We start from the raw sequence: 22,194 nt of genomic DNA, 5'->3' as shown, positions 1-22,194 counted from the left end.
GTTCATGAGCCCCGAAGAGATTTTGAGCACTTATGGTCCCCGCGAATCCATGGAATACGACGTGGTCGTGGTCGGCGGCGGCCCTGGCGGCCTGTCGACGGCCATTCGACTGAAACAACTGGCCGCCGAAAAAGGCCAGGACGTCTCGGTGGTGGTCCTGGAAAAAGGCGGCGAACCGGGTGCGCATATCCTGAGCGGCGCCATCATGGACCCCAAGGCCCTGACCGAACTCTTTCCCAACTGGAAAGAACTGGGCGCACCACTCAACCAGCCCGTGACCGACGACGCCTGGAGCTTCTTGTCCGAGACCGGCGCCACGCGCACCCCTGGCATCTTCTTGCCCGAATGCGCGCAAAACCACGGCAACTACATCATCAGCCTGAGCAACTTCACGCGCTGGCTGGCCCAGCAAGCGGAGAACCTCGGCGTTGAAATCTTCCCTGGCTTCACCGCCGCCGAAGTGCTCTACAACGCAGACGGTTCCGTCAAAGGCGTGGCCACCGGCAACATGGGTGTGGGCAAAGACGGCGAGCCGACCGAAAACTTCCAGCTGGGCATGGAACTGCACGGCAAGTACACCGTGTTCGCCGAAGGCGCGCGCGGTCACCTGGGCAAGCAACTGATCGCCAAGTACAAACTGGACGAAGGCCGCGACCCGCAAACCTACGGCATCGGCATCAAGGAAGTCTGGGAAATCGATCCCTCTCGTCACACCCCTGGCTTTGTGATGCACACCGCCGGCTGGCCCATGAACAACGACACCTACGGCGGCGCGTTCATGTACCACATGGAAGACAACAAGATCGCCATCGGTTACGTGGTGGGTCTGGACTATGCCAACCCCTGGCTCAGCCCCTTTGAAGAGTTCCAGCGCTGGAAGACCCACAACAACATCAAGTGGTACTTCACCAACGACAAGGGCGAAGTCAACGCCAAGCGCATCGGCTACGGCGCACGCGCCATCACCGCAGGCGGCCTGATGAGCCTGCCCAAGACGGTGTTCCCGGGCGGAGCGCTGGTCGGTTGTGACGCCGGTTACCTGAACGTCAGCCGCATCAAGGGCAGCCACGCTGCCATCAAGACTGGCATGCAGGCCGCCGAAGCGGCTTATGGCGCCATCGTGGCGGGCCGTCAGCACGACGAGTTGGCCGCCTACCCCGAGGCCTTTGAAGCCAGCTGGTTGCACACCGAACTCAACAAGTCGCGCAACTTCAAGAGCTGGTTCAAGAAGGGCCTGACAGTCGCCACCCTGATGAACGGCTTTGAGCAGTTCGTGCTGCGCGGCCACATTCCGTGGACGCTGCGCCGCGACAAGGCCGACCACACCTACCTGAAGCCTGCGGCCGATTGCCCCAAGATCGACTACCCCAAGCCGGATGGCAAGCTGACTTTTGACCGCCTCTCCAGCGTGTTCATCAGCAACACCAACCACGAAGAAAACCAGCCTGCGCACCTCACGCTCAAAGACGCCTCGGTGCCCGTGAGCATCAACCTGGCCAAGTTCGGTGGCCCAGAGAGCCGCTACTGCCCGGCCGGCGTCTACGAATTCGTCAAGAACGAAGACAACAGCGACCGCCTGCAGATCAACGCGCAAAACTGCGTGCACTGCAAGACTTGCGACATCAAGGACCCCACGCAAAACATTGTGTGGGTGACACCTGAAGGTGGCGGCGGACCGAACTATTCGGGCATGTGATGCGGCTCGATTGAACCCAGGAGGCCCTCGTGGCCTCCTTTTTTTTGCCTGCAGGGCCACTTGGGCGTCACCTTGGCATCACACCAAGAGAAAACCCTTATTGGCCTTGTCCCGCTTGTCGCCATAATCAAAGTTGTATGACAAGTTGAGTTTTCTCGACTGCATCACCCCTTCAACTGGAGACATTCAATGAAACTGAACAAATTGGCCATCGGCATGGGCATGGCTCTCGGTCTGATGAGCGCTGCTTCTGCACAAACAGTCCTCAAACTGGGCTATGCCACATCGGCAACGTCCCACTATGCCGTGGGCTCCACGGTCTTTTGCGACGACATTGAAAAAGGCACGCAAGGTCGCTACAAGTGCCAGCAATTCCCCAGCGGTTCGCTGGGTGGCGAGCGTGAAATGATCGAAGCTGTCCAACTGGGCACACTGGATCTGGTCAATACCTCCACCGGCCCTGTCGGCAACTTCGTGCCCGAAGTCAAGATCGTGGACATCCCCTTCCTGTTCCGTGACTATGACCACGCCCGCAAAGTCATGGACGGCCCCATTGGCCAGGACATCCTGACCAAGTTCCCCTCCAAAGGCTTGATCGCTCTGGCCTGGACCGAAAATGGTTTTCGCCACATGACCAACAGCAAGCGCCCCATCGTCAAGCCCGCTGATGCATCGGGCCTGAAGATGCGCACCATGGAAAACAAGGTGCACATGGACGGCTACAAAACCTTCGGTATCCAGCCAACGCCCATGGCCTTCCCTGAAGTGTTCGGCGCTTTGCAGCAAGGTACCGTAGATGGTCAGGAAAACCCCATCCCCGTGATCCTGGCTTCCAAATTCTCACAAGTGCAAAAACACCTCTCCTTGACAGGGCACGTGTACTCGCCAGGCCTCTTGATCACATCGCCCCGCTTGATGAACAAGCTCAGCGATGCAGACAAAAAGGTCTTCTACGACGCAGCGCAAAAAGCCAAAGTGGCCCAACGCAAGAAAGTCAACGAAGATGAAAACAACGGCATCGCCCAGCTGGAAAAAGACGGCATGACTGTTGTGCGCAAAGTGGACGGCCAAGCCTTCCGCGATGCTCTGGTGCCTGCTTATGCCTCATACTCGAAAGAGTTTGGTGCTGATAACATCCGCAAGATCCAGGAAATTCGCTGAACAAACTCCTGCGGGTATTTGGGCCTGTGCTGCCAAAGGTGGCACAGGCCTTTTTGATGGGTGATGGTCTTTGAAAGGCCGGTACGTGATGAAAAAATTCGAAGACTATTTTCTGGCGATCAACCGCTGGGCACTGATCCTGATTCTGGCAGCCATGTCGGTGATCATTTTCACCAACGTTGTGCTGCGCTACACCACCAGCCAGTCGATTGAATGGGCCGAAGAAGTAGCCCGTCACATGATGATCTGGTTGACCTTCATCGGCTGCGGCCCGGTCTTGCGTTACGGCGGTCACATCGCCATCGACAACTTGCAAGACGGCATGCCGACCAAAGCTGCGCAAATGCTGCGCGTGCTGATCGCTTTGCTGGTGACCGCTTTTTGCGTGTTTTCCATCTGGTTCGGTATCCAATACATGGACCGCACCCAATACCAAATCACCCCTGCCACGCAGATCTCTTTTGCCTGGGTTTACCTGGCCCTGCCACTGGGCATGGGCATGACCTTGATCCATTGGCTGCTGATCGTGCGCAGCTACATCGCCCGCCGCGAATTTGCGAGCGATGCCCACTTTGACGCCACCGCGAGTGCATCCCTATGAGCGCCAGCCTGATCCTCTTGATTTCCGCCTGCATTTACCTGGCCATTGGTGTGCCAGTGGCCTTTGCGCTGGGCCTGTCCACCGTGACCGCGCTGGTGCTGTCCGATGCTTATCCCATGCTGGCCTTGCTGAAAGAAACTTTCACCGGTGTCGACAGTTTCCCACTCATGGCGGTGCCCTTCTTCATTCTGGCTGCCGAGCTGATGAGCGGCGGCTCTCTGACCGAGGTGCTGCTCAAGTTCGCCGGCCAGTTTGTAGGTCACAAGCGCGGCGGACTGGGTTACACCAACGTGGTTTCGCTGACCTTCTTCTCGGGCATTTCAGGCTCGGCATTGGCCGACGCTGCAGGCCCGGGCTCCATGCTGATCCGCATGATGGACAAGGCTGGCTATGGGCGCCCCTACGCCGCCGCACTCACGGCGTCCACCGCCATCGTGGGCCCGATCATCCCGCCATCGATCATCATGATCATTTACGCCCTGGCCGACGACAACGTCTCGGTGGGCGCCCTGTTCATTGCGGGTTTGATTCCAGGCTTGCTGATCGCAGCAGCCATGTGCCTTGTCAACTTTTACGTTTCCAAGCAACGCAATTACAAGGGTGACGGCCAATTGCCCACAGGGGCTGAGATTTTGGCGACCACCTGGAAGGCTCTGCCCGCCATCTTGCTGCCCGTGCTGATTTTGGGCGGCATGCGCGCCGGCTGGTTCACCCCCACAGAAGCATCGGTGGTGGCCGTGTTCTATGCGCTGATCTGCGGCAAATACGTGTACCGCACGCTGGAGTGGAAGGCTGTGCCGGACATTCTGTCGCGCTCTGCGCTTTTGACCGCATCGGTGCTGTTGATCATTGGCACATCGGCCTCGTTTGCCTGGATCTTGACCATCGAAGGCATGCCGCAAACCGTGGCCAATTGGATCTCCGGCATGAACCTGAGCGTCTGGGGCTTCCTGATCGTCATCAACATCTTTCTGCTGATCTTTGGCATCTTCATCGAACCCCTGCCGGGCGTGATGGTGCTGGTGCCCATCTTGGCGCCCGTGGCGGCCAAGCTGGGCATTGATCCGATCCACTTCGCGATGGTGGTGATCTACAACCTCACGCTGGGCATGATCACCCCGCCTGTGGGGGGCTTGCTCTTTGTCACCTCCAATGTGTCCAAGGTGCCCCTGAATGACCTGACCCGCGAGCTCAAGCCCTTCCTCTGGGCGCATGGCGTTGTGCTGGTCTTGCTGACCTTTGTGCCTGCCTTGTCCAATTGGTTGCCGCATGTGATGGGCTTCAAGTAAGACTGCCTATAATCGAAAAAAACGAAACGCCCTTCGGGGCGTTTCTTGATTTCAAGCCCCATTCGAGTCGCTCATGTCATTCCTTTTTTCAGACGAACACACCTGGTTGAAACGCGAGGGCGACATCGCCGTCATGGGCATCACCGTCCATGCGCAAGACACTCTGGGGGACATTGTTTTCGTGGACCTGCCAGCCATCGGTGCCACTTTTGACGCCAAGGCCGTGGCTGGTGTGGTCGAGTCGGTCAAGGCCGCGGCCGATGTGCACATGCCCGCTGGCGGCGAAATCATCGAGGTCAACGAGGCCTTGCGCGCCGATCCTTCGCTGGCCAACTCGGATCCACTGGGCCAAGGGTGGTTCTTCAAGGCCCGCCTGACCAACTTGGTCGATCTGGACAGCCTGCTGGACGAAGCGGCTTACCAAAAAATCATCTGATCAGGCGCGCCCAAGGCGATGCCTGGGCCGTCGCTCAATCCCACCAGCCCGCAGGTTCCTGGCGGGCTTTTTCTTTGGCCAGCTGCGCCTGCTCTTTGAGCCAGCGTTTGAGCTCGGCTTCGTGGGCAATCCGCCTCAAATCGGATTGCAGACTTTCCACTTCGTGACGTTGATCGGCTTGCATGCGCTGCAGCGCCTGGGTCATCGCGGCCTCATCGGCATCGGCACGCACCGGAATACACAGCTCGCGTGACAGACGAAACTGCATCTGGTCCAAATCGTCCTCCAAAGCCGACACCTGCTCCTTGAGCAAAAGGCACATGGCCTGGAGCTTGTCATCGGCCATGCGCGCACTGGCCTGTGGGTCCACCTGCGTGACCTGCATTTGCAAACGCATCAAGGTGCTCAGGTCGGCTTTTTCATACGCGGCATTGACCTCGCTCATCCAACTGGTTTTGCGTTGGCGCTCTTGTTCGTCGGGCTCACGGTCCGGGTGCAAGGCACTGGCCAACTGCCGATATATGGTGCGCAAAGCGGTTTTGGCATCGGTTTGCTGCACCTCGGCTTTTTCGGCCCCCGGTTTGTTTTTGGCTTTGCGCGCAGCACGCTTGGCGGCCTTGCGATCGTCGTCGGCTTCTTGTTGGCGCTGCCACTGGCGCATGCCCGCGGCCACCATGGCTTCGGGCGTGCGGTATTGGCTGGGGTTGTCGATGGGCTGACCCAGCGCCGCCTCGATCTTGGCTCGCACACGCTCAGCGGCCTCGGCCAACTCCTGCGCTTCTTCCTGATCGACTTCGTCGTCGGCATACAAATCGGCCAGTGCCTGCACTTGCGGGTCGGCCAACGGTGACAACAGGTCCAGCAAGCTGCGCAGCTTGTTGCGGGCCATGCGTTGCTGCTGAGCGGTCAGATCGGCGCTGTGCAGTTGCTCGTGCAAAAACAGCAGCAAACTTTTTCGCAACTCACGCGCCTGCTGCGCGGCGGTGTACAAGGCCTGCACATGCGCATGCCGGTGCCGATCCGACCAAGCCTGAAGGCGCTGCACCTGATGGGTCAGGACTTCGATCCTGGCCAGCAGTTCGTTGAAGCGTTTTTGGGCCGGGCTGAGCCTGGCATGGTCAGGCGCACGCAGGGCCAAACCCGAAAAATCGGTCAGAGGCAAAGCATTGGGGGCAGAGGATTCAGTCAAGGGGAACTCACATCACGGACTGGGGCTTGGCAAGGCGCTTTCGTGCCCGCATTGAATGGCCCCGATGTTAAGGCCTCAAGCCTGAGCACCGATAATCAGCCATCCGATTCGCCCAAGCCTGTTCATGTCCAGCTCCACCCCGTTCAAAGTGCTGAGCCTCATCCCACCGATGACGCAGCTCAACACGCCCTACCCGTCCACCGCTTACCTGACGGGTTTTTTGCGTTCGCGGGGCTTTGATGCGGTGCAGGAAGACCTGGCCCTGGCCACTGTGCTGACCTTGCTCAACCGCCAAGGCCTGACCGCGCTGCGCGACGCGGCGCTGGCTTTGCCCATCGAAGAGCGTTCGGGGCCGGTGAATTTTTTCCTCGACCACTTCAACGATTACGCCGTCAGCATCGACCCGGTGATCGCTTTTTTGCAGGGCCGCGACAGCACGCTCAGCCACCGCATTGCGGGCCGGGGCTTTTTGCCCGAAGGTCCGCGCTTTGCAGCACTCGATGCTTACGAAGACGATGGCACGGGCGACCCGATTGGCTGGGCCTTTGGTGCACTGGGCCAAACCGACCGCGCCCGGCACTTGGCCACGCTGTACCTGAACGATTTGGCCGATGTGCTGCGCGACGCGGTGGACGAAGGCTTTGAATTCGTGCGTTACGCCGAACGCCTGGCCGCGAGTCAACCGAGCTTTGACGCGCTGGCCGAGGCACTGGCCCAGCCGCCCAATTTGATCGACACCACCCTGGAGCGCTTGGCCTTGCAAGCCATTGAGCGCCATCAGCCTACCCTGGTGCTGCTGTCGGTACCCTTCCCCGGCTCGGTCTATGCGGCTTTTCGCATCGCCCTGTGCATCAAACGTTTTCACCCAGCCATCCGCATCGGTCTGGGCGGCGGCTTTGTCAACACCGAGCTGCGCGAGCTGAAAGACGCCCGTGTCTTCGACCATGTGGACTTCGTCACGCTGGACGGCGGCGAGCGCCCGCTGCTCAGCCTGATCGAACACCTGCAAGGCCAGCGCAGCTTGCAACGACTGCAACGCACCTTCATCAAGAGCGACGCAGGCCAGGTGCAGTACATCAACCTGCAAGAGCCCGACATCGCGTTTGAAGAGGTGGGCACACCCACCTGGGACGGCTTGCCGCTGCACCAATACCTGTCGCTGCTCGACATGCTCAACCCCATGAACCGGCTGTGGAGCGACGGGCGCTGGAACAAACTCACCGTGGCCCACGGCTGCTACTGGAAAAAGTGCAGCTTTTGCGACGTGAGCCTGGACTACATCAGCCGCTACGAAACCGCGCAGGCCAGCACCCTGGTGGACCGCATCGAGCAGATCGTGGCCGAAACCGGCCAGACGGGTTTTCACTTTGTGGACGAAGCCGCACCACCCAAAGCCCTCAAGGCCCTGGCCGAAGAGCTGCTGCGCCGGGGCGTGCAAATCTCGTGGTGGGGCAACATCCGTTTTGAAAAAACCTTCACGCCCGAGCTGTGCGAACTGCTGGCGCAAAGCGGCTGCATTGCCATGTCGGGCGGGCTCGAAGTCGCGTCCGACCGTTTGCTTCAGCTCATGAAAAAAGGCGTCTCGGTCGAGCAGGTGGCGCAAGTGACCAAAGGCTTTGCCGACGCGGGCGTGCTGGTGCATGCCTACCTGATGTACGGCTTTCCGACGCAGACCGTGCAGGACACGGTGGACGCGCTCGAATACGTGCGCCAACTGTTTGAAAACGGCTGCATCCACAGCGGCTTTTTCCACCGCTTTGTCTGCACCGTGCATTCTCCCGTGGGCCAAAACCCCGAGGACTATGGCGTAACGCTCTTGCCCCTGCCCGAAGGCACGTTTGCCAAAAACGATGTGGGCTTTGTGGACCCGACCCCCATGCCTGCGGGCGTAGACCACGACCTGCTGGGCCAAGGCCTCAAAAAAGCCATTTACAACTTCATGCACGGCGTGGGACTCGATCAGGACACGCGCGAATGGTTTGATCTTCCACGAGGCATTTGCCCCAAACCGACCGTCAAACGCGATCGGATCTCGAGGTCATTGATAAATATTTAAGAAATCATTAATCTAAATATATTGATAATAGTGAATTCAATTCAAGGATCACTATGCCCCCTCACCCATTGGCTCAGCCCGACGCGACCGAAGAACTGAGCTTGCCCAAGCGGGCCTGGTTGCCCACCGCCTTGAGGGGTGAACGCAACCAATTGTTCCTCACCTACCTGGGCGTGCTGGCTCTGGCCAATACAGCGTTTGCACTCATGTCCTGGAGCGTGGCCTACACAGAAGGTGCTGTGCTGCATGTGTTGGGACTCCTGATCAATGCCCTGGTGGTGGCACTGCGCTGGCGCGGACACGCCTTGGATGGCTTGGTGAAGTTCACGCAATGGACATTGCTGCTGCAGGCCCTGGCGCTGGCCTGGACCAGCGGCGGTATTTTTTCACCCATGTTGGGCTGGCTGGCCTGGGCTTGTCTGCCTGCGGTGGTCGAGCGCTCCATGCGCCATGGCCATGCATGGATCATTGGCACCGCAGGGATCATCCTGGCCTTGTACCTCTATGCACTTTGGGGTGGCGAAATCGCCCTGGGTGTAGAACCCCAGATGCTGGTGCACTGGCATCTGATGGTGGCACTCTTGATTTTGGCCTTGCAGATGGCACTGCTGCACCGCTTTCAGCGATTGCGCCTCCAGCGTCTGGAACGCCTGCATCGCCACACGCGCCTGCTGCACCGCACGCGCGATGACCTGATTCATGCCCAAAAGCAAAAGGATATTTTTGTCGCATCGGTCAGCCATGAATTGCGAACACCCATGAACGCGATACTGGGCCTGGCCGACCTGATCCAGCACGACAAACGTTTGCCCGAAGACGTCAAAGTCAAAGTCGAGAACATTCAGAAGTCGTCCGAACACCTGCTGACCATCATCAACGACCTGCTCGACTACTCCCAGATTTCAGCCGGTGCCCTGCGCATCGTGCATGAGCCGTTTGACTTGCACGACACACTGCGGACCGCCTTCGCCATCCTGGAGCCAAGGGCCCACACCAAACCGATCCGTTACACACTCCAGCAAGGGCAGGATGTTCCCCGCTGGATATTGGGCGATGCACACCGGCTCACACAAGTCCTGGTCAACCTGCTGGGCAATGCGGTCAAGTTCACCAGCGAAGGATTCGTCAGCATGAACTGCCACTACGAGGAAAGCCTCGAAGATGCACAACACGGCATCTTGCACATTGAAGTGCGTGACAGTGGCATTGGCATTTCGCCTGAAAATTTGCCACAACTTTTTGAGCGTTTCGTGCAGGGCGATGCCAGCATTGCCCGGCGTTTTGGCGGCAACGGTTTGGGTCTGTCCATCACACGCAATCTGGTCGAGGCCATGGGTGGAAAAATCGGCGTGGACAGTGTCTCGGGAGAAGGCAGCCGCTTCTACATCAGCCTGCCCTGCCAAAGCACGAACGCCGTGCAAACGCGCATCTCCAGCGAAACACCTCTGCAAGAGCAAGGCCCCATCCGAATCCTCATCGTCGATGACAACCCGCTGAACAGGCAAATCGCATCACTGCAGTTGCGACGCCAACTGCTGGAGGCAGAAATCGACCAAGCCGAAGGGGGGCAACAAGCCTTCGACATGATCCGTGACGGTCATTACGATGTGGTCTTGCTGGACTTGTTGATGCCGGGCATGGATGGCTTTGAGACAGCCCGCAAAGTCCGCAACGAGCTGCCTGAGCCTCAGAACAACACCCCCATCATTGCACTGACAGCCAACAACGATGCCCGCGAACACGAGCGTTGTCTGCTGGTCGGCATGAACGAGTCGATGGTCAAGCCTTTTGACCGTGTTTTGCTCAGCAGGAAAGTACTGGAACATGCGCGTCGAAGCCGTTGAAACAATGCGAGCCCCACGCTTGGCGCATCTCGCACGGACAACATGGCTTTGGCTGTGCCTTTTGTCACCACTGCCCGCGCTGGCCACCGTACCCACCGAGTCGCTGTGCGAATACCGCAACCTGGAAGTGGATGAGCAGACCGGTGATGTCCGTTTCATCCCCCCCGTGAGAACCGGCCCCGAAGACTGCTCCGACAACGGTGCAGCACAGGTCGAGCTGGATCCGGGCTGGCGTCAAAAATTGCCGGGACAAGTCCGCTGGTCACAGCGCTCCGATGCGCTGAGTCTGTGCCAGATCAAGCAGTCGCCATGGGGCCAACGCATGCTGCAACTGCCCCAACAGGGCTGTGTTTTTCTTCAAGTTCAGCAGGCTTGCACCATCGTGACGACACAAGCGCTCTCTCATGCCCAGCTGGCCAATGCCGTACGCAGTTGTGTGCCCTGAGCACGTGAACGCCAAGCGAAGCTGAGCGCACGGCATCACCAGGGGATGCACTGCCCCTTGTGGTCCAGAAACACCGCACGGCCTGTCGCTGGGGCCGCGTCCAAGGCCTGCAGCAGGCCCTGGGCAGATATCTGCGGGGCCAGCGCATCGTCACCCACAAAGGGCTGGCTCAAGGTCGAACGCACCGTGCCAGGCTGCAAAGCGGCCACCACAGCCAAAGGCCTGCGACGGCTGATCTCGATGGCCGCCGTTTGCAGCAGCATGTTCAGTGCCGCCTTGGCTGCGCGGTAGCCGTACCATCCGCCCTTGCGGTTGTCTTCGATGCTGCCCACACGCGCCGACAGCTTGGCCCAGATGACACGTTCGCCCGAAGCCAGCAAGGGACTGAAATGCTTGAGCAACAAAGCCGGGCCCACCGCATTGAGCTGCATGGCCCGCAGCAGATGATCTGCATTCAGCTCGTCCAAGCGTTTTTCAGGCCCCCGGCCATCGATCATCAAAGCACCCGTGGCATCGATGACCAAATGAAACGGCCCCAAGTGCGCCAGCGCGGCCGCACAAACCGCCATGCTCTGCTCGTGCAACAGATCGAATGCCGGATCGCTTTGCCGAGACAGCGCATGCACCTGTTGGCAACGCGGATCGGCGCCCAGCTGGTTCACCAAGGCCTCCCCGATGGCACCGCTCGCCCCCAACACCAGGGCCCTGTAGCCTTGAGGCAAAGACTCCATCATGGCTGCACCTTGCCCTTGGCGGGCGCTGGAGCTTGGTGGTCGTACACACAGCGAAAGCCGATGTACACCGCGTAAAAATCTGCCGGCTTGAACGCCACCACATCGGCCTTCATGTTGAAAGCCCCATACCACCAGGAGCCACCCACCGTTCTGCGGGCGGTGCCCTGCGTGTCGGTGGTCCACTCCCAAACATTGGCGCCCATGTCGAACAAACCGTTGACCCCTGCGCGCGTGGCGCCCGCAGGCGCTGCGCGGGGCCACGGGTCAGTGTCACTGGTGTTGGCCCCTTGCGGGCTGTCACCCGTGGTCCAAGGGTAAGTGCGGCCCTGGAGCCAAGGCGCAGGCGGCGCATCGCGTGACTCGGTGAAACCGGCTTTTTGCCATTCAGCGCCCGTCGGCAATCGGCCCCCCGCCCAACGGCAATAAGCCTGGGCCTCGGCAAAATCCAAATGCACAGCGGGCATGTCGCTGCGCGCTGGCACACCATCTGGCTTGCGCCATGACCAGCCCGGGCGGCGCTCCCAACCTGCACCGTATTCAAACCCACCGCCTTCTTTTTCGGCCCGTGTGACGGTGCCCGTGGCCCGCACATAACGCTCGAACTGAGCGATGGTGACCTCCGTGCGGTCAATGGTCAAAAATGGCAGCACCACCTTGTCGTCCACTTGGGCCTGCGCCAGTGCGGTGTGCATGAACCACAAAGCGGCAAGAGCGACCAGGGTGCCCACTTTGGAAAAACGGTTGCTGCAGCTCACAAACGCCCCTCCCCCGACCATTGCCGAACCCACTTTTGCAAGCTCGGGCGCAAAGGCAAGAACAAACGGTAAGCCAGCTCGAAAAGCCAGGACATGGGTGGCCAAGCCGACACATAGCCCAGCCATCGCCAGCCCGGGAAGACCCGCCACATGCGCGAGAACGCGGCTGCACCGCTGAACAAACGCCCCTGCGCATCACGCACATGAAAGCGGGCCATGGCCGCCTCGCAGCTGAGCGCGCCGCCCAGGTCTTGTCCGGCACTCACGTCCACCCAAGCGATGGCCGTGGCCTCGGGCAAGCGGCGGTACATGGCGATCTCGCGCCGACACAGCGGGCATGAGCCATCGAAATACACCGTCAAACAACTGGGCTGATCGTTCATGCCGCCATCCGCCCACGCGCCAGCAAACGGCCTTGCCGGTCCAGCAAAAAGGCTTCTCCCAAGTCGGGATAGGCCCCGGTCAAGGCGGTCATGTTGACTTGGTGGGTCACCCAGACCTCCATGCGGGAATCGGGCATCTGGCGCAGCCGCGTCCGCATGGCCTCTTCCTGAGCGGCCGCTTCACCCTGCCCAGCAAAAGTGGAATTCAACGCAGGCCAATCTTCGGCCCGCCCGAACGCCAGCTGTGCCGTGTCCCGGCAGCGGCACCACTGGCTGCTGAGCACAGCATCCGGGCGCAGTTGCTGCTGCACCATCCAGAGGCCCATGGCCTGCGACTGCGCACGCCCCTGCGCGCTCAGGTTGCGCTGGGTGCTGCACTGCCCCAAAGTGAAACCCGGCGGATCGCCAACACCGGGCTCGGTGCTGGCGTGGCGGAGCATCACCACCCCGCGTGACCGGCGCCAAAGCTCGGCAAGATCAGAAGGTGGCGTCTGGGCAGCTGCCCAGCTGGTAGACACCGTGGCAGCGCCACCTGCGGCCCACTGCAGCCATTGACGACGGTCAAGCATGCGATTCCTCCAGACTGAAAGCATCCATCGACAGCGATCCGTAAATCACCTCGTGGCTGATGTACCGCGGCAAGACCTCGGGGCTTTGCCCCCAGCCCGCAGCCCCCAAAGCAAAGTAGATCGGCAGGAAGTGTTCGTCCGTGGGGTGCGCACGCGCAGCACCCGGCGCACGGGCGCGGTAGTCCAGCATGGCGCTCAGATCGCTGCTTTGCAACGTGCGCTCCACCCAAGCGCAAAAGTCGGTGACATATGGCTCGGTTGGCCCCTCCTCGCGCCGCAGCTCGCGCAGGTTGTGCGTCATGCTACCCGAACCGATCAGCAAAATGCCTTGCTCACGCAGCGGCGCCAGGGCCTGACCGATGGCATAAATCTCCGAGGTGGGCACATAGGCGGGCAAAGACACCTGCACCACGGGCACACCGGCCTCGGGGTACATCTGGCGCAAGGGAATCCAGGCGCCGTGGTCATAAGGGCGCTCGGGGTCTTCGCCGCAGGGCAAGTCGGCGGCCTGTAGCAAATCCAGCACCTGGCGTGCCAAGGCGGGATCGCCCTTGGCCGGGTATTGCAGCTGGTACAGCGGATCTGGGAAACCGCCAAAGTCGTGCCAAGTTTGGGGTTCGGGTGTCGTCATGACGCCGATGCCCTGCGTCATCCAGTGCGGCGACATGATCACGATGCCCTTCAAGGCTTGGGCTGGCGCATGGGCCTGGACCCAAGCGGTCAAAGCAGGCCCTGTGGTGCCGGGGTCGAGCGCAAACATGGGTGAGCCATGCGAAACAAACAAAACCGGAGTGCGGGGCATGGCCTTCACTTTGTGAATGCCTTGCTCAGGACACCTGGCCTGCAGCGATCTGGCGCAAGGCTTGTTCAAACACCTCGACGGGTTGACCACCGGAAATCAAATGGCGGTCGTTGATGATGACCGCAGGCACCGAACGGATGCCAGCTTGGGTGTAAAACTGCTCACGCTCGCGCACGGCCAAAGCGTTCTCCTGGCTGGCCAGAACGGCCCGCGCAGCCTCCACATCCAGACCCGCCTCGGCCACGGCGGCCAACAAAACTTCCGGGTCTTCGACACATTCAGCGCGACCTTGGTAGGCGCGCAGCAAGGCTTTCTTCAGAGCGTGCTGGCGGCCATCTCCTTGGCCCTCAGCCCAGTGCAGCAAGCGGTGCGCCTCGAAGGTGTTGTACACGCGGCCACGGCCACCAGGATGGAATTCAAAGCCCACCTCGGCACCGCGAGCGGCGATGGTCTGGCGGATCTGCGCCTGCTGCTCGGGCGTGGAGCCGTATTTCTCGGTCAAGTGCTCGCCCAGGTCCTGGCCACCGGGGGGCATCTGGGGGTTCAATTCAAACGGCTGAAAATGCAGCTCGGCCTTGACTTCGCCTTGCAAGCGCTCCAGCGCTTTTTCGAGCGAACCCAAACCCACAGCGCACCAGGGGCAGGCGATGTCAGAGACGAAATCAATTTTCAAAGTGGTGGTCATGGTGGGCTTTTCCGAATGCAGTGCGAGAAGGACAAGACCGCTATTTTGAACGCCCACGCGAACGGCAGGCTCAGCCACCGCCAATAGCCCAATGCCGCCAGGGGACACCTGCAGCCCCGTCGCTTCAGACTGTCGACGCGCCCAAGATGGCCCGCAAGGCCCGATCAAAGCGCTCTGCCGCCTCGTACTGCACCCAATGCCCGGCCCCGGCCACGGTGTGCCACTGCCCCCAATGGGGTGAGCAGCCCTGCATGGCCGCCTGCAGCTCGGGCAAACGGCCGCGGTACAAGGCGTCGTGTTCGCCATAAATGGCGCTGACTCGGGCTTGTAACTTCGGCAAGGTTTGCGCCACGATGTCGGTCGATGACAAACGCCTGCGCGGCATGCGGTCGCGCTGCACATTGGCCGTGTGCAAGCTCAACGCCAGATCGTCCAGGGCCTCGGGCGTTTGCAGCATCAAGGCCATCAGGTTGTGCCGGTGCACTTGGGCTTGCGCCTCAGGCGTGGGCAAATGCCGCCAGCCCTTGAGCGGGATGCGCTCAGGCACCGCGAAGCCCATGCCCGGCGCGCCCACCAGCACCAGCTGCTGCGCATCTTGCGGATAAGCCGCCAGCCACAAAGCCGCCGTCATGCCGCCAAAAGAAAATCCCACCAAAGCCACGGGGCCAGCGGGTTGCAGCTGCTGCAAGCCCGCGTGCAAATGCACGGGCAAGCCATCGACATCGCTGCAGCCTGTCGGCAAATCGGAGTCGCCAAAGCCCGGCAAATCGGGCACCAGCACACGCCAGCCTGCGTCCTGCAAAGGTGCGATGTTGCGCACCCAATGCGTCCAGCTGCCGCTGCCGCCGTGCAGCAAAACCACCACCGGCCGATCCGCATCACCCCAGGCATGCCAAACCGTCTGGGCACCGTCGCAGTGCGTGACATGGCGCTGCACACCCGCCAGTGCGTGCTCCAAATCAGCGGGTAAAAATTCAGGCAAAAGACCCATGCTCAAGTCGGCATCCATGCCGTTTTTGGATGCTGCAAACGCCACACCTTGTACGCCGCAGCCGTGGCCACCCCGCTGGTCAGCACGCTGGCCAAAAAGACCGACTGCAAGCCCCAGCGCTCACTGAGCACACCGCCCAACAAGCCCCCCAGAACGCCAGGAAAACCATAAGCGATCACGGTGTACAGCGCCTGCCCGCGCCCACGCAAGCGGCCCGGAAAATGGTGCGACAACAAGGCGATGCAAGCGGTGTGGTGCGCCGCAAAGGTCAGCGCATGGATGGCTTGCGCCAACAACAAGACCCACAGCACATCGGCCCACACCGTGGTGAGCACCATGCGCAGCACCATGGCCGCCGAGCACACCACCAGCCAGCCCGTCAAAGGCAGGCGCGGCAGCCAACGCGATTGGGTGAAAAACCACACGATCTCGACCGCCACCGACACCGCCCAGAGCACGCCGATCATGGTTTTGCTGTAGCCCAGCGCATCGAGGTACAGCGAGAAAAACACATAAATGCCGATGTGCGAGAGCACATGGAAAAACGCCGCCGCAAAAAACCAGAGCACCGGTTTTTGCCCCAGCACGGGCCAAACCGGCAGGTGCGCATGCTCGGCATGCGCCGCTTCTTTCAGGTCGGGCAACCAAAAAGCACTGAGCAACACAGCGCCCAGGCTGAACACCGTCCAGCCCGGAAAGTGGTGCATGCCGAACGCCTCGAACCAGGCCCCGGCGACAAACACGGTGACCAGAAAACCGAGCGAGCCCCACAGGCGCACGCGCCCATAGCGCTTGGCGTCAAAGCCCCCACCCTGGCTGACCAGGTGGGCCATGGCCGCTTCGCTCATGGGCATCATGGAACTCGTGTGGGTGAACATGACCAGCAAGACCAGGCCCAGCCCCACCGGACCCCAATCGAGCCACAGCAGGCAGGCCGAAGCAAAAGCCACCACCGCCCCCAGGCGCAGCAGCTTGACCCGCTCGCCCGTGCGGTCGCTCAAGGCACCCCAGGCATAGGGCGCAAACAAGCGGGTGGCCGCCTGCACCGAGGTGAGCACGCTGATGGCCAGCAGGCCCATGCCCATCTCTTTGAGCCACAGCGGCAGGTAGGGGTTGAAAAAACCGATGTGCGCGAAATACGCGGCCGACATGGCCGCAAAGGGCAGCAGCTGCTTGCGGCTGTCGGGCATCAGGGTTTGACGGCAGCAATAGGCGCCACGTCGTGCGCCACATCACCGCATTGGGCGCGGTTTTGCAAGACATGGTCCATGACCACCAGCGCCAGCATGGCCTCGGCGATCGGTGTGGCGCGGATGCCCACGCAGGGGTCATGGCGGCCTTTGGTCATCACTTCGGTCGGCTGGCCGTTCGCGTCAATCGAATCACGCGCAATCAAGATCGAGCTGGTGGGCTTGACCGCGATCGACACCTCCAGGTCTTGCCCGGTGGTGATGCCGCCCAACACGCCACCGGCGTTGTTGCCCACAAAGCCCTCTGGCGTGAGCGCGTCACCGGCGGTGCTGCCCTTTTGGGTGACGCAGCCAAAGCCAGCGCCAATCTCCACGCCTTTGACGGCGTTGATGCCCATCATGGCGTAAGCGATGTCGGCGTCCATCTTGTCAAACAGCGGCTGGCCCAGGCCCACAGGCACGCCACGGGCCACCACACGCAAACGCGCACCGCAGGAATCGCCCGACTTGCGCAGCGCGTTCATGTAGTCCTCGAGTGCCGACACATCGGCCACCGGGGCAAAAAACGGGTTGTTGGGTACGTGGTCCCAGCTCTCAAAGCCGATCGGCACATCGCCGATTTGCGTCATGCAGCCCACAAAGGTGGTGCCCAATTTTTCCTTGAGCCACTTCTTGGCCACGGCCCCAGCGGCCACCATGGGCGCGGTCAGGCGGGCTGACGAGCGGCCACCGCCGCGCGGATCGCGCAGTCCGTATTTGCGCCAGTAGCTGTAATCGGCGTGCCCGGGGCGGAAGGTCTGCAAGATGTCGCCGTAGTCCTTGCTGCGCTGGTCGGTGTTCTGGATCAGCAGGCAAATCGGGGTGCCGGTCGTCAGGCCCTGGTACACGCCCGAGACAATCTGCACCGCATCGGGCTCGTTGCGCTGGGTGACGAATTTGCTGGTGCCGGGGCGGCGGCGGTCCAGGTCGGGCTGGATATCGGCCTCGCTCAGCGGCAAGCCCGGGGGGCAGCCGTCGATCACGCAGCCAATGGCCGGGCCGTGGGATTCACCAAAGTTGGTGACGTTGAATAAGGTTCCGAAGGTATTGCCGCTCATGCGTGTGATTATCCCCGAATGGCAGCGCCCCAAAGACAAGGGGCCTGACACCACGACGGCATCAGGCCCCTTTGAACGGCTTGGCGGCTCAGATTTTCACGCCCGGCTCGGCATTGGCTTCATCGGGCCAGTCGCGGATGTAGGCCTTGAGCATCTTATTTTCGAAGTTCTGGCCATCGACCACGGCCTTGGCCACGTCGTAGAAGCTGATCACGCCCATCAGCATGCGCTCGTCCATAACGGGCATGTAGCGGGCGTGGCGGTCGAGCATCATGCGGCGCACATCGTCCAAATCGGTTTCGCTGGTGCAGGTCATGGGCGTGCTGTCCATGGCGTCGTTGACGGTGGTGTTGCCCACTTGGCCGCCGTTTTTGACGATGCGCTGGATCACCTCACGGAAAGTCAGCATGCCGGCCAGGGCCCCCTTGTCCATCACGACCAAGGAGCCAATGTCCTTTTCGGCCATGAAACTCATGGCGGTGCCCAGAGGTTCATCCGGGTTGACGGTGAACAAGGTGTTGCCTTTGACGCGGAGGATGTCGCTGACTTTCATGGTGTGTCTCCTGAGGGTCGAACCGAGGTGAATTTGAGTATCAATATAGCCCACAATGGATGCAAAGCGTAGCGAAACAAGCTTGCCGCGCACTTTCTTTTTCGGAGACTTTTCATGGCTGGTTACAGCGACCCCGGATTTGACACTCTTGCCCTGCACGCAGGCGCCGCACCCGACCCGGCCACCGGCGCTCGCGCCGTGCCGATCCACCTGACCACCTCCTTCGTGTTCGAGTCGAGCGACCAGGCGGCGGCCCTGTTCAATCTGGAGCGCCCGGGCCACGTATACAGCCGCATCAGCAACCCCACCAACGCGGTGCTGGAGCAACGCATTTCGGCGCTTGAAGGCGGCATTGGCGCCATCACCACGGCCAGCGGCCAGGCGGCTTTGCACCTTAGCATCGCCACCCTCATGGGCGCGGGTTCACACATCGTGGCCTCCACCGCTTTGTATGGCGGCTCACACAACCTGCTGCACTACACCCTGAGCCGATTCGGCATCAGCACCACCTTCGTCAAACCTGGCGATCTGGACGCCTGGAAAGCCGCCGTGCAGCCCAACACCAAGCTGTTTTTTGGCGAGACCGTGGGCAACCCCGGCCTGGACGTGCTGGACATCCCGGCCATCAGCGCCATCGCGCACGAAGCGGGCGTGCCACTGCTGGTGGACTCCACCCTGACCTCGCCTTGGTTGATCAAGCCCTTCGACCACGGCGCCGATCTGGTTTACCACTCGGCCACCAAGTTTTTGTCGGGCCACGGCACGGTGGTGGGCGGCGTGGTGGTCGATGGCGGCAGTTTTGACTGGGACAAATCGGGGAAATTTGCCGAGCTGAGCCAGGCCTACGAAGGCTTTCACAACATGGTCTTCAGCGAAGAAAGCACCGTGGGCGCCTTTTTGCTGCGCGCCCGCCGCGAAGGCCTGCGCGACTTTGGCGCCTGCATGAGCCCGCACACCGCCTGGCTGATTTTGCAAGGCATCGAAACCCTGCCCTTGCGCATGGCGCGCCACATGGGCAACACAGAAAAAGTGGTCGAGTTCTTGGCCGCACACCCGCTGGTCAGCCGCGTGGGTCACCCCATGCTGGAAAGCCACCCCTCGCACAAGCTGGCCCAGCAACTGCTGCCACGCGGCGCTGGTTCGGTGTTCAGCTTCGACATCCAAGGCAGTCGCGCCCAAGGCCAAAAGTTCATCGAAACCCTCAAGGTCTTCAGCCACCTGGCCAATGTGGGCGACTGCCGCAGCCTGGTGATCCACCCAGCCAGCACCACGCACTTCCGCATGAGCGACGAGGCGCTGGCGGCCAGCGGCATCGGCCCCGGCACCATCCGCCTGTCGATTGGCCTGGAAGACCCCGACGATTTGATCGACGACCTGAAAAAAGCCTTGAAGGCTGCGGAGAAAGCCGCATGACCATCGCTCCAAATCATGGCGGTTTCACCGCGATTGGTCACACCTACAACACCCCTAAGTGTCATTCTCGCGAACGCGGGAATCCATGGACCCCGGATCAAGTCCGGGGTGACAGCCTGAGCGGGGAAATGCTCCCAAACAAATGTTTTCATCGCTTGGACGGCAAGTCATGATCATCTCTTTACCCACACACACGCTCTACGCCTACACCGGCGGCAAAGACTTCAACCCCGCACAACCCACTGCCGTGTTCATCCACGGCGTGCTCAATGACCACAGCGTCTGGATCTTGCAAACCCGCTACATGGCCCACCACGGCTGGAACGTGCTGGCGATCGACCTGCCGGGCCACTGCAAAAGCGCAGGCACACCGCCGCAAAGCGTCGAAGAAGCGGCCGACACCGTCATCGCTTTGCTGGACGCGTTGAAAATTGAAAAAGCCGCGCTGATTGGCCACAGCTTTGGCTCACTGATCGCGCTGGAAGCCACCGCACGCGATGCACAAAAATCGCCTGGCCGCGTGAGCCACTTGGTGATGGTCGGCACGGCCTACCCGATGCGCGTCTCGCCCGCCCTGCTCGACTTGTCGGTCAGCGCACCGTTCAAGGCCATCGACATGGTCAATGCGTTTTCGCACTCCACGCTGGCCCCGCCGCCTTCGGCACTGGGCCCGGGCACTTGGTTGTATGGCGGCAGCAAAGCGCTCATGCGCCGCGTGCTGGCCAGCAACACGCAAGTCAACGTGTTCCACACCGGCTTCAAGGCCTGCGACAGCTACAACGGCGCCGAAGCGGCCATGCCCCAAGTGAATTGCCCCACCTTGTTTGTACTGGGCAGCGCCGACCAAATGACACCGCCCAAAGCCGCGCAAAGCCTGATCCAGCTGTGCGCCAAACCCACCGTGGCGCATCTGCCTGCGGGCCACTCGCTGATGACCGAAGCACCCGAAGGCGTGTTGCAAGCCCTGAAAGATTTCCTCAAGCCATGAGCATCACCCCACCGCTGTCGCCCGAACGGGCGCAAGAGATCGCCCGCACGCTGGACCTGCGTGCCCTGCCCCGCGATTTTCTGGACAACCCCTACCCGGTGTATGCCGCACTGCGCGAGGCCGAGCCTTTCAAGCGCATGCCTGATGGGTCGTACTTCCTCACGCGCCACGCCGACCTGGTGGCCGTTTACCGAGACGCCAAGCTGTTCAGCTCCGACAAACAAGTCGAGTTCGGCCCCAAATACAACCACGCGCCCTACAACACGCCGCCCTACACGACGGCGGGCGGTGTGGCGCCGCTGTTCGAGCACCACACGAACAGCCTGGTCTTCAACGACCCGCCCCTGCACACGCGGGTGCGCCGCCTGATCATGGGCGCCCTCACCCGCCGCGCCATCGAGGCCATGGAGCCCGGCCTCGTGACCTTGGTGGACAGCCTGCTGGACAAGATCGAGGCCCAAGGTGGCGGCGATTTGATCGAAGACTTTGCCTCAGCCATTCCGGTCGAGATCATCGGCAACCTGCTGGATGTGCCGCATGCAGACCGCGAACCCTTGCGCGGCTGGTCGCTGGCCATTTTGGGTGCGCTGGAGCCGTCTCTGACACCTGAACAAGAAGCGCTGGGCAACCGCAGCGTGAACGAGTTTTTGGCTTATCTGCGTGACTTGGTGGCCCAGCGCCGCCAGCACCCGGGCGATCCCGAGCACGACGTGCTGACGCGCTTGATCCAGGGTGAGGAAAATGGCGACGCCCTGAGCGAAGTTGAACTCTTGCAAAACTGCGTCTTCCTGCTCAACGCGGGGCACGAGACCACCACCAACCTGATCGGCAACGCGCTCATCAGCCTGCAAGAGTGGCCCGAGCAACGCATGCGCCTCTTGTCGGACCTGCAGCAAGCGCCCGACGAAGCAGCCGAAGAACACATCCTGGGTTTGGCGGTGGACGAGTTTTTGCGCTTTGAATCGTCCAACCAACTGGGCAACCGCCGCGCCTTGCAGGCCACCCAAGTTAACGGCGTGGACCTGCCCGAAGGCGCGCTGGTCACGCTGTGCATCGGCGCGGCCAACCGCGACCCGGCCGTGTACGAGAACCCCGAGCAACTGGACCTGCGCCGCACCGGCAACAAACACCTGGCCTTTGGCTTTGGTGTGCACCAGTGCGCGGGCCTGAGCCTGGCGCGGCTGGAAGGCCGCATTGCGATTGGCCGGTTTTTGCGCCGTTTTCCCGAGTACCGGCTCCAAAGCGATCCCGAACGCGGTGGCCGCGCCCGCTTTCGCGGGTTCTTGAGCGCGCCCTTCAGCACCCGATAAAAAAACA

At 61.3% G+C, this 22,194-nt stretch carries 22 protein-coding genes; 11 read left to right on the top strand and 11 right to left on the bottom strand.

The features are described 5' to 3' along the window. Positions 1-4 precede the first annotated feature (4 nt). The 5 genes from B9Z43_RS02175 (at position 5) to gcvH (ending at position 5,183) form a co-directional block, all read left to right on the top strand. Positions 5-1,696 carry an electron transfer flavoprotein-ubiquinone oxidoreductase gene (locus B9Z43_RS02175; protein WP_108322504.1) on the top strand — a complete coding sequence of 564 codons (1,692 nt, stop codon included), beginning with the start codon at positions 5-7 and terminating at the stop codon, positions 1,694-1,696. Between the two features lie 189 nt (positions 1,697-1,885). Continuing rightward, positions 1,886-2,857, top strand: coding sequence for a TRAP transporter substrate-binding protein (locus B9Z43_RS02170; RefSeq protein WP_108322503.1), 972 nt, complete (start codon positions 1,886-1,888; stop codon positions 2,855-2,857). A gap of 88 nt (positions 2,858-2,945) precedes the next feature. Continuing rightward, positions 2,946-3,458 (top strand): TRAP transporter small permease, encoded by a 513-nt coding sequence (locus tag B9Z43_RS02165; RefSeq protein WP_108322502.1) that lies wholly within the window; start codon positions 2,946-2,948, stop codon positions 3,456-3,458. After that, the gene (locus B9Z43_RS02160) at positions 3,455-4,747 is read left to right on the top strand and encodes a TRAP transporter large permease (RefSeq protein WP_108322501.1); all 1,293 of its coding nucleotides are present in this window, start codon (positions 3,455-3,457) and stop codon (positions 4,745-4,747) included. Before B9Z43_RS02165 ends, B9Z43_RS02160 begins: the two co-directional genes overlap by 4 nt. 73 nt (positions 4,748-4,820) lie before the next feature. Next, positions 4,821-5,183, top strand: a complete 363-nt coding sequence (gcvH, locus tag B9Z43_RS02155; protein WP_108322500.1) for a glycine cleavage system protein GcvH — start codon at positions 4,821-4,823, stop codon at positions 5,181-5,183. Between the two features lie 34 nt (positions 5,184-5,217). Here the strand turns inward: gcvH and B9Z43_RS02150 are convergent, their stop codons facing one another. Beyond that, positions 5,218-6,372: a hypothetical protein gene (locus B9Z43_RS02150; protein ID WP_108322499.1), complete on the bottom strand. Its 1,155-nt coding sequence runs from the start codon at positions 6,370-6,372 to the stop codon at positions 5,218-5,220. Between the two features lie 124 nt (positions 6,373-6,496). Between B9Z43_RS02150 and B9Z43_RS02145 the strand changes: the two genes are divergently transcribed. The 3 genes from B9Z43_RS02145 (at position 6,497) to B9Z43_RS02135 (ending at position 10,717) form a co-directional block, all read left to right on the top strand. Next, positions 6,497-8,428 (top strand): radical SAM protein, encoded by a 1,932-nt coding sequence (locus tag B9Z43_RS02145; protein ID WP_108322498.1) that lies wholly within the window; start codon positions 6,497-6,499, stop codon positions 8,426-8,428. A gap of 53 nt (positions 8,429-8,481) precedes the next feature. Beyond that, entirely contained in the window at positions 8,482-10,272 is a 1,791-nt protein-coding gene (locus tag B9Z43_RS02140) for a hybrid sensor histidine kinase/response regulator (protein WP_108322497.1), read from the top strand. A 61-nt stretch (positions 10,273-10,333) separates the two neighbouring features. Then, the gene (locus B9Z43_RS02135) at positions 10,334-10,717 is read left to right on the top strand and encodes a hypothetical protein (protein WP_108322496.1); all 384 of its coding nucleotides are present in this window, start codon (positions 10,334-10,336) and stop codon (positions 10,715-10,717) included. A gap of 35 nt (positions 10,718-10,752) precedes the next feature. Here B9Z43_RS02135 and B9Z43_RS02130 read toward each other — a convergent pair whose 3' ends face one another. From B9Z43_RS02130 to B9Z43_RS02085, 10 genes are all read right to left on the bottom strand, one after another. After that, entirely contained in the window at positions 10,753-11,451 is a 699-nt protein-coding gene (locus B9Z43_RS02130; protein WP_108322495.1) for an SDR family NAD(P)-dependent oxidoreductase, read from the bottom strand. Beyond that, entirely contained in the window at positions 11,448-12,206 is a 759-nt protein-coding gene (locus tag B9Z43_RS02125; RefSeq protein WP_233249992.1) for a formylglycine-generating enzyme family protein, read from the bottom strand. Before B9Z43_RS02125 ends, B9Z43_RS02130 begins: the two co-directional genes overlap by 4 nt. Then, on the bottom strand, positions 12,203-12,589 hold the full coding sequence (locus B9Z43_RS02120) for a thiol-disulfide oxidoreductase DCC family protein (protein WP_108322494.1): 387 nt from the start codon (positions 12,587-12,589) through the stop codon (positions 12,203-12,205). The genes B9Z43_RS02125 and B9Z43_RS02120 overlap by 4 nt, the downstream gene beginning before the upstream one ends. Next, a complete protein-coding gene (locus B9Z43_RS02115; protein WP_108322493.1) occupies positions 12,586-13,158 on the bottom strand; it encodes a histidine phosphatase family protein in 573 nt (190 codons plus the stop codon). The genes B9Z43_RS02120 and B9Z43_RS02115 overlap by 4 nt, the downstream gene beginning before the upstream one ends. Beyond that, on the bottom strand, positions 13,151-13,960 hold the full coding sequence (locus B9Z43_RS02110; RefSeq protein ID WP_108322492.1) for a class III extradiol ring-cleavage dioxygenase: 810 nt from the start codon (positions 13,958-13,960) through the stop codon (positions 13,151-13,153). Before B9Z43_RS02110 ends, B9Z43_RS02115 begins: the two co-directional genes overlap by 8 nt. A gap of 25 nt (positions 13,961-13,985) precedes the next feature. Further along, complete coding sequence (locus tag B9Z43_RS02105; protein ID WP_108322491.1) at positions 13,986-14,645, bottom strand: DsbA family oxidoreductase; 660 nt, start codon at positions 14,643-14,645, stop codon at positions 13,986-13,988. A 124-nt stretch (positions 14,646-14,769) separates the two neighbouring features. Continuing rightward, entirely contained in the window at positions 14,770-15,636 is an 867-nt protein-coding gene (locus B9Z43_RS02100; protein WP_108323145.1) for an alpha/beta fold hydrolase, read from the bottom strand. Between the two features lie 2 nt (positions 15,637-15,638). Beyond that, the gene (locus B9Z43_RS02095) at positions 15,639-16,826 is read right to left on the bottom strand and encodes an MFS transporter (protein WP_108322490.1); all 1,188 of its coding nucleotides are present in this window, start codon (positions 16,824-16,826) and stop codon (positions 15,639-15,641) included. Further along, positions 16,826-17,923, bottom strand: a complete 1,098-nt coding sequence (gene aroC / locus B9Z43_RS02090) for a chorismate synthase (protein ID WP_108322489.1) — start codon at positions 17,921-17,923, stop codon at positions 16,826-16,828. The genes B9Z43_RS02095 and aroC overlap by 1 nt, the downstream gene beginning before the upstream one ends. Positions 17,924-18,011: 88 nt before the next feature. Beyond that, positions 18,012-18,476, bottom strand: coding sequence for a CBS domain-containing protein (locus B9Z43_RS02085; RefSeq protein ID WP_108322488.1), 465 nt, complete (start codon positions 18,474-18,476; stop codon positions 18,012-18,014). Positions 18,477-18,590: 114 nt separating this feature from the next. Here B9Z43_RS02085 and B9Z43_RS02080 point away from each other — a divergent pair, with 114 nt between their 5' ends. From B9Z43_RS02080 to B9Z43_RS02070, 3 genes are all read left to right on the top strand, one after another. After that, positions 18,591-19,889, top strand: a complete 1,299-nt coding sequence (locus B9Z43_RS02080; RefSeq protein ID WP_108322487.1) for an O-acetylhomoserine aminocarboxypropyltransferase — start codon at positions 18,591-18,593, stop codon at positions 19,887-19,889. Between the two features lie 169 nt (positions 19,890-20,058). Further along, positions 20,059-20,877, top strand: a complete 819-nt coding sequence (locus B9Z43_RS02075; protein WP_108322486.1) for an alpha/beta fold hydrolase — start codon at positions 20,059-20,061, stop codon at positions 20,875-20,877. Further along, positions 20,874-22,187, top strand: coding sequence for a cytochrome P450 (locus tag B9Z43_RS02070; RefSeq protein WP_108322485.1), 1,314 nt, complete (start codon positions 20,874-20,876; stop codon positions 22,185-22,187). The genes B9Z43_RS02075 and B9Z43_RS02070 overlap by 4 nt, the downstream gene beginning before the upstream one ends. Positions 22,188-22,194: the final 7 nt, after the last annotated feature.

This window comes from Limnohabitans sp. MMS-10A-192 (assembly GCF_003063335.1).
Taxonomy (GTDB): Bacteria; Pseudomonadota; Gammaproteobacteria; order Burkholderiales; family Burkholderiaceae_C; genus Limnohabitans_A.
The sequence above is the reverse complement of the archived record's forward strand: the minus strand, read 5'-3'. Positions and strand labels throughout refer to the sequence as shown.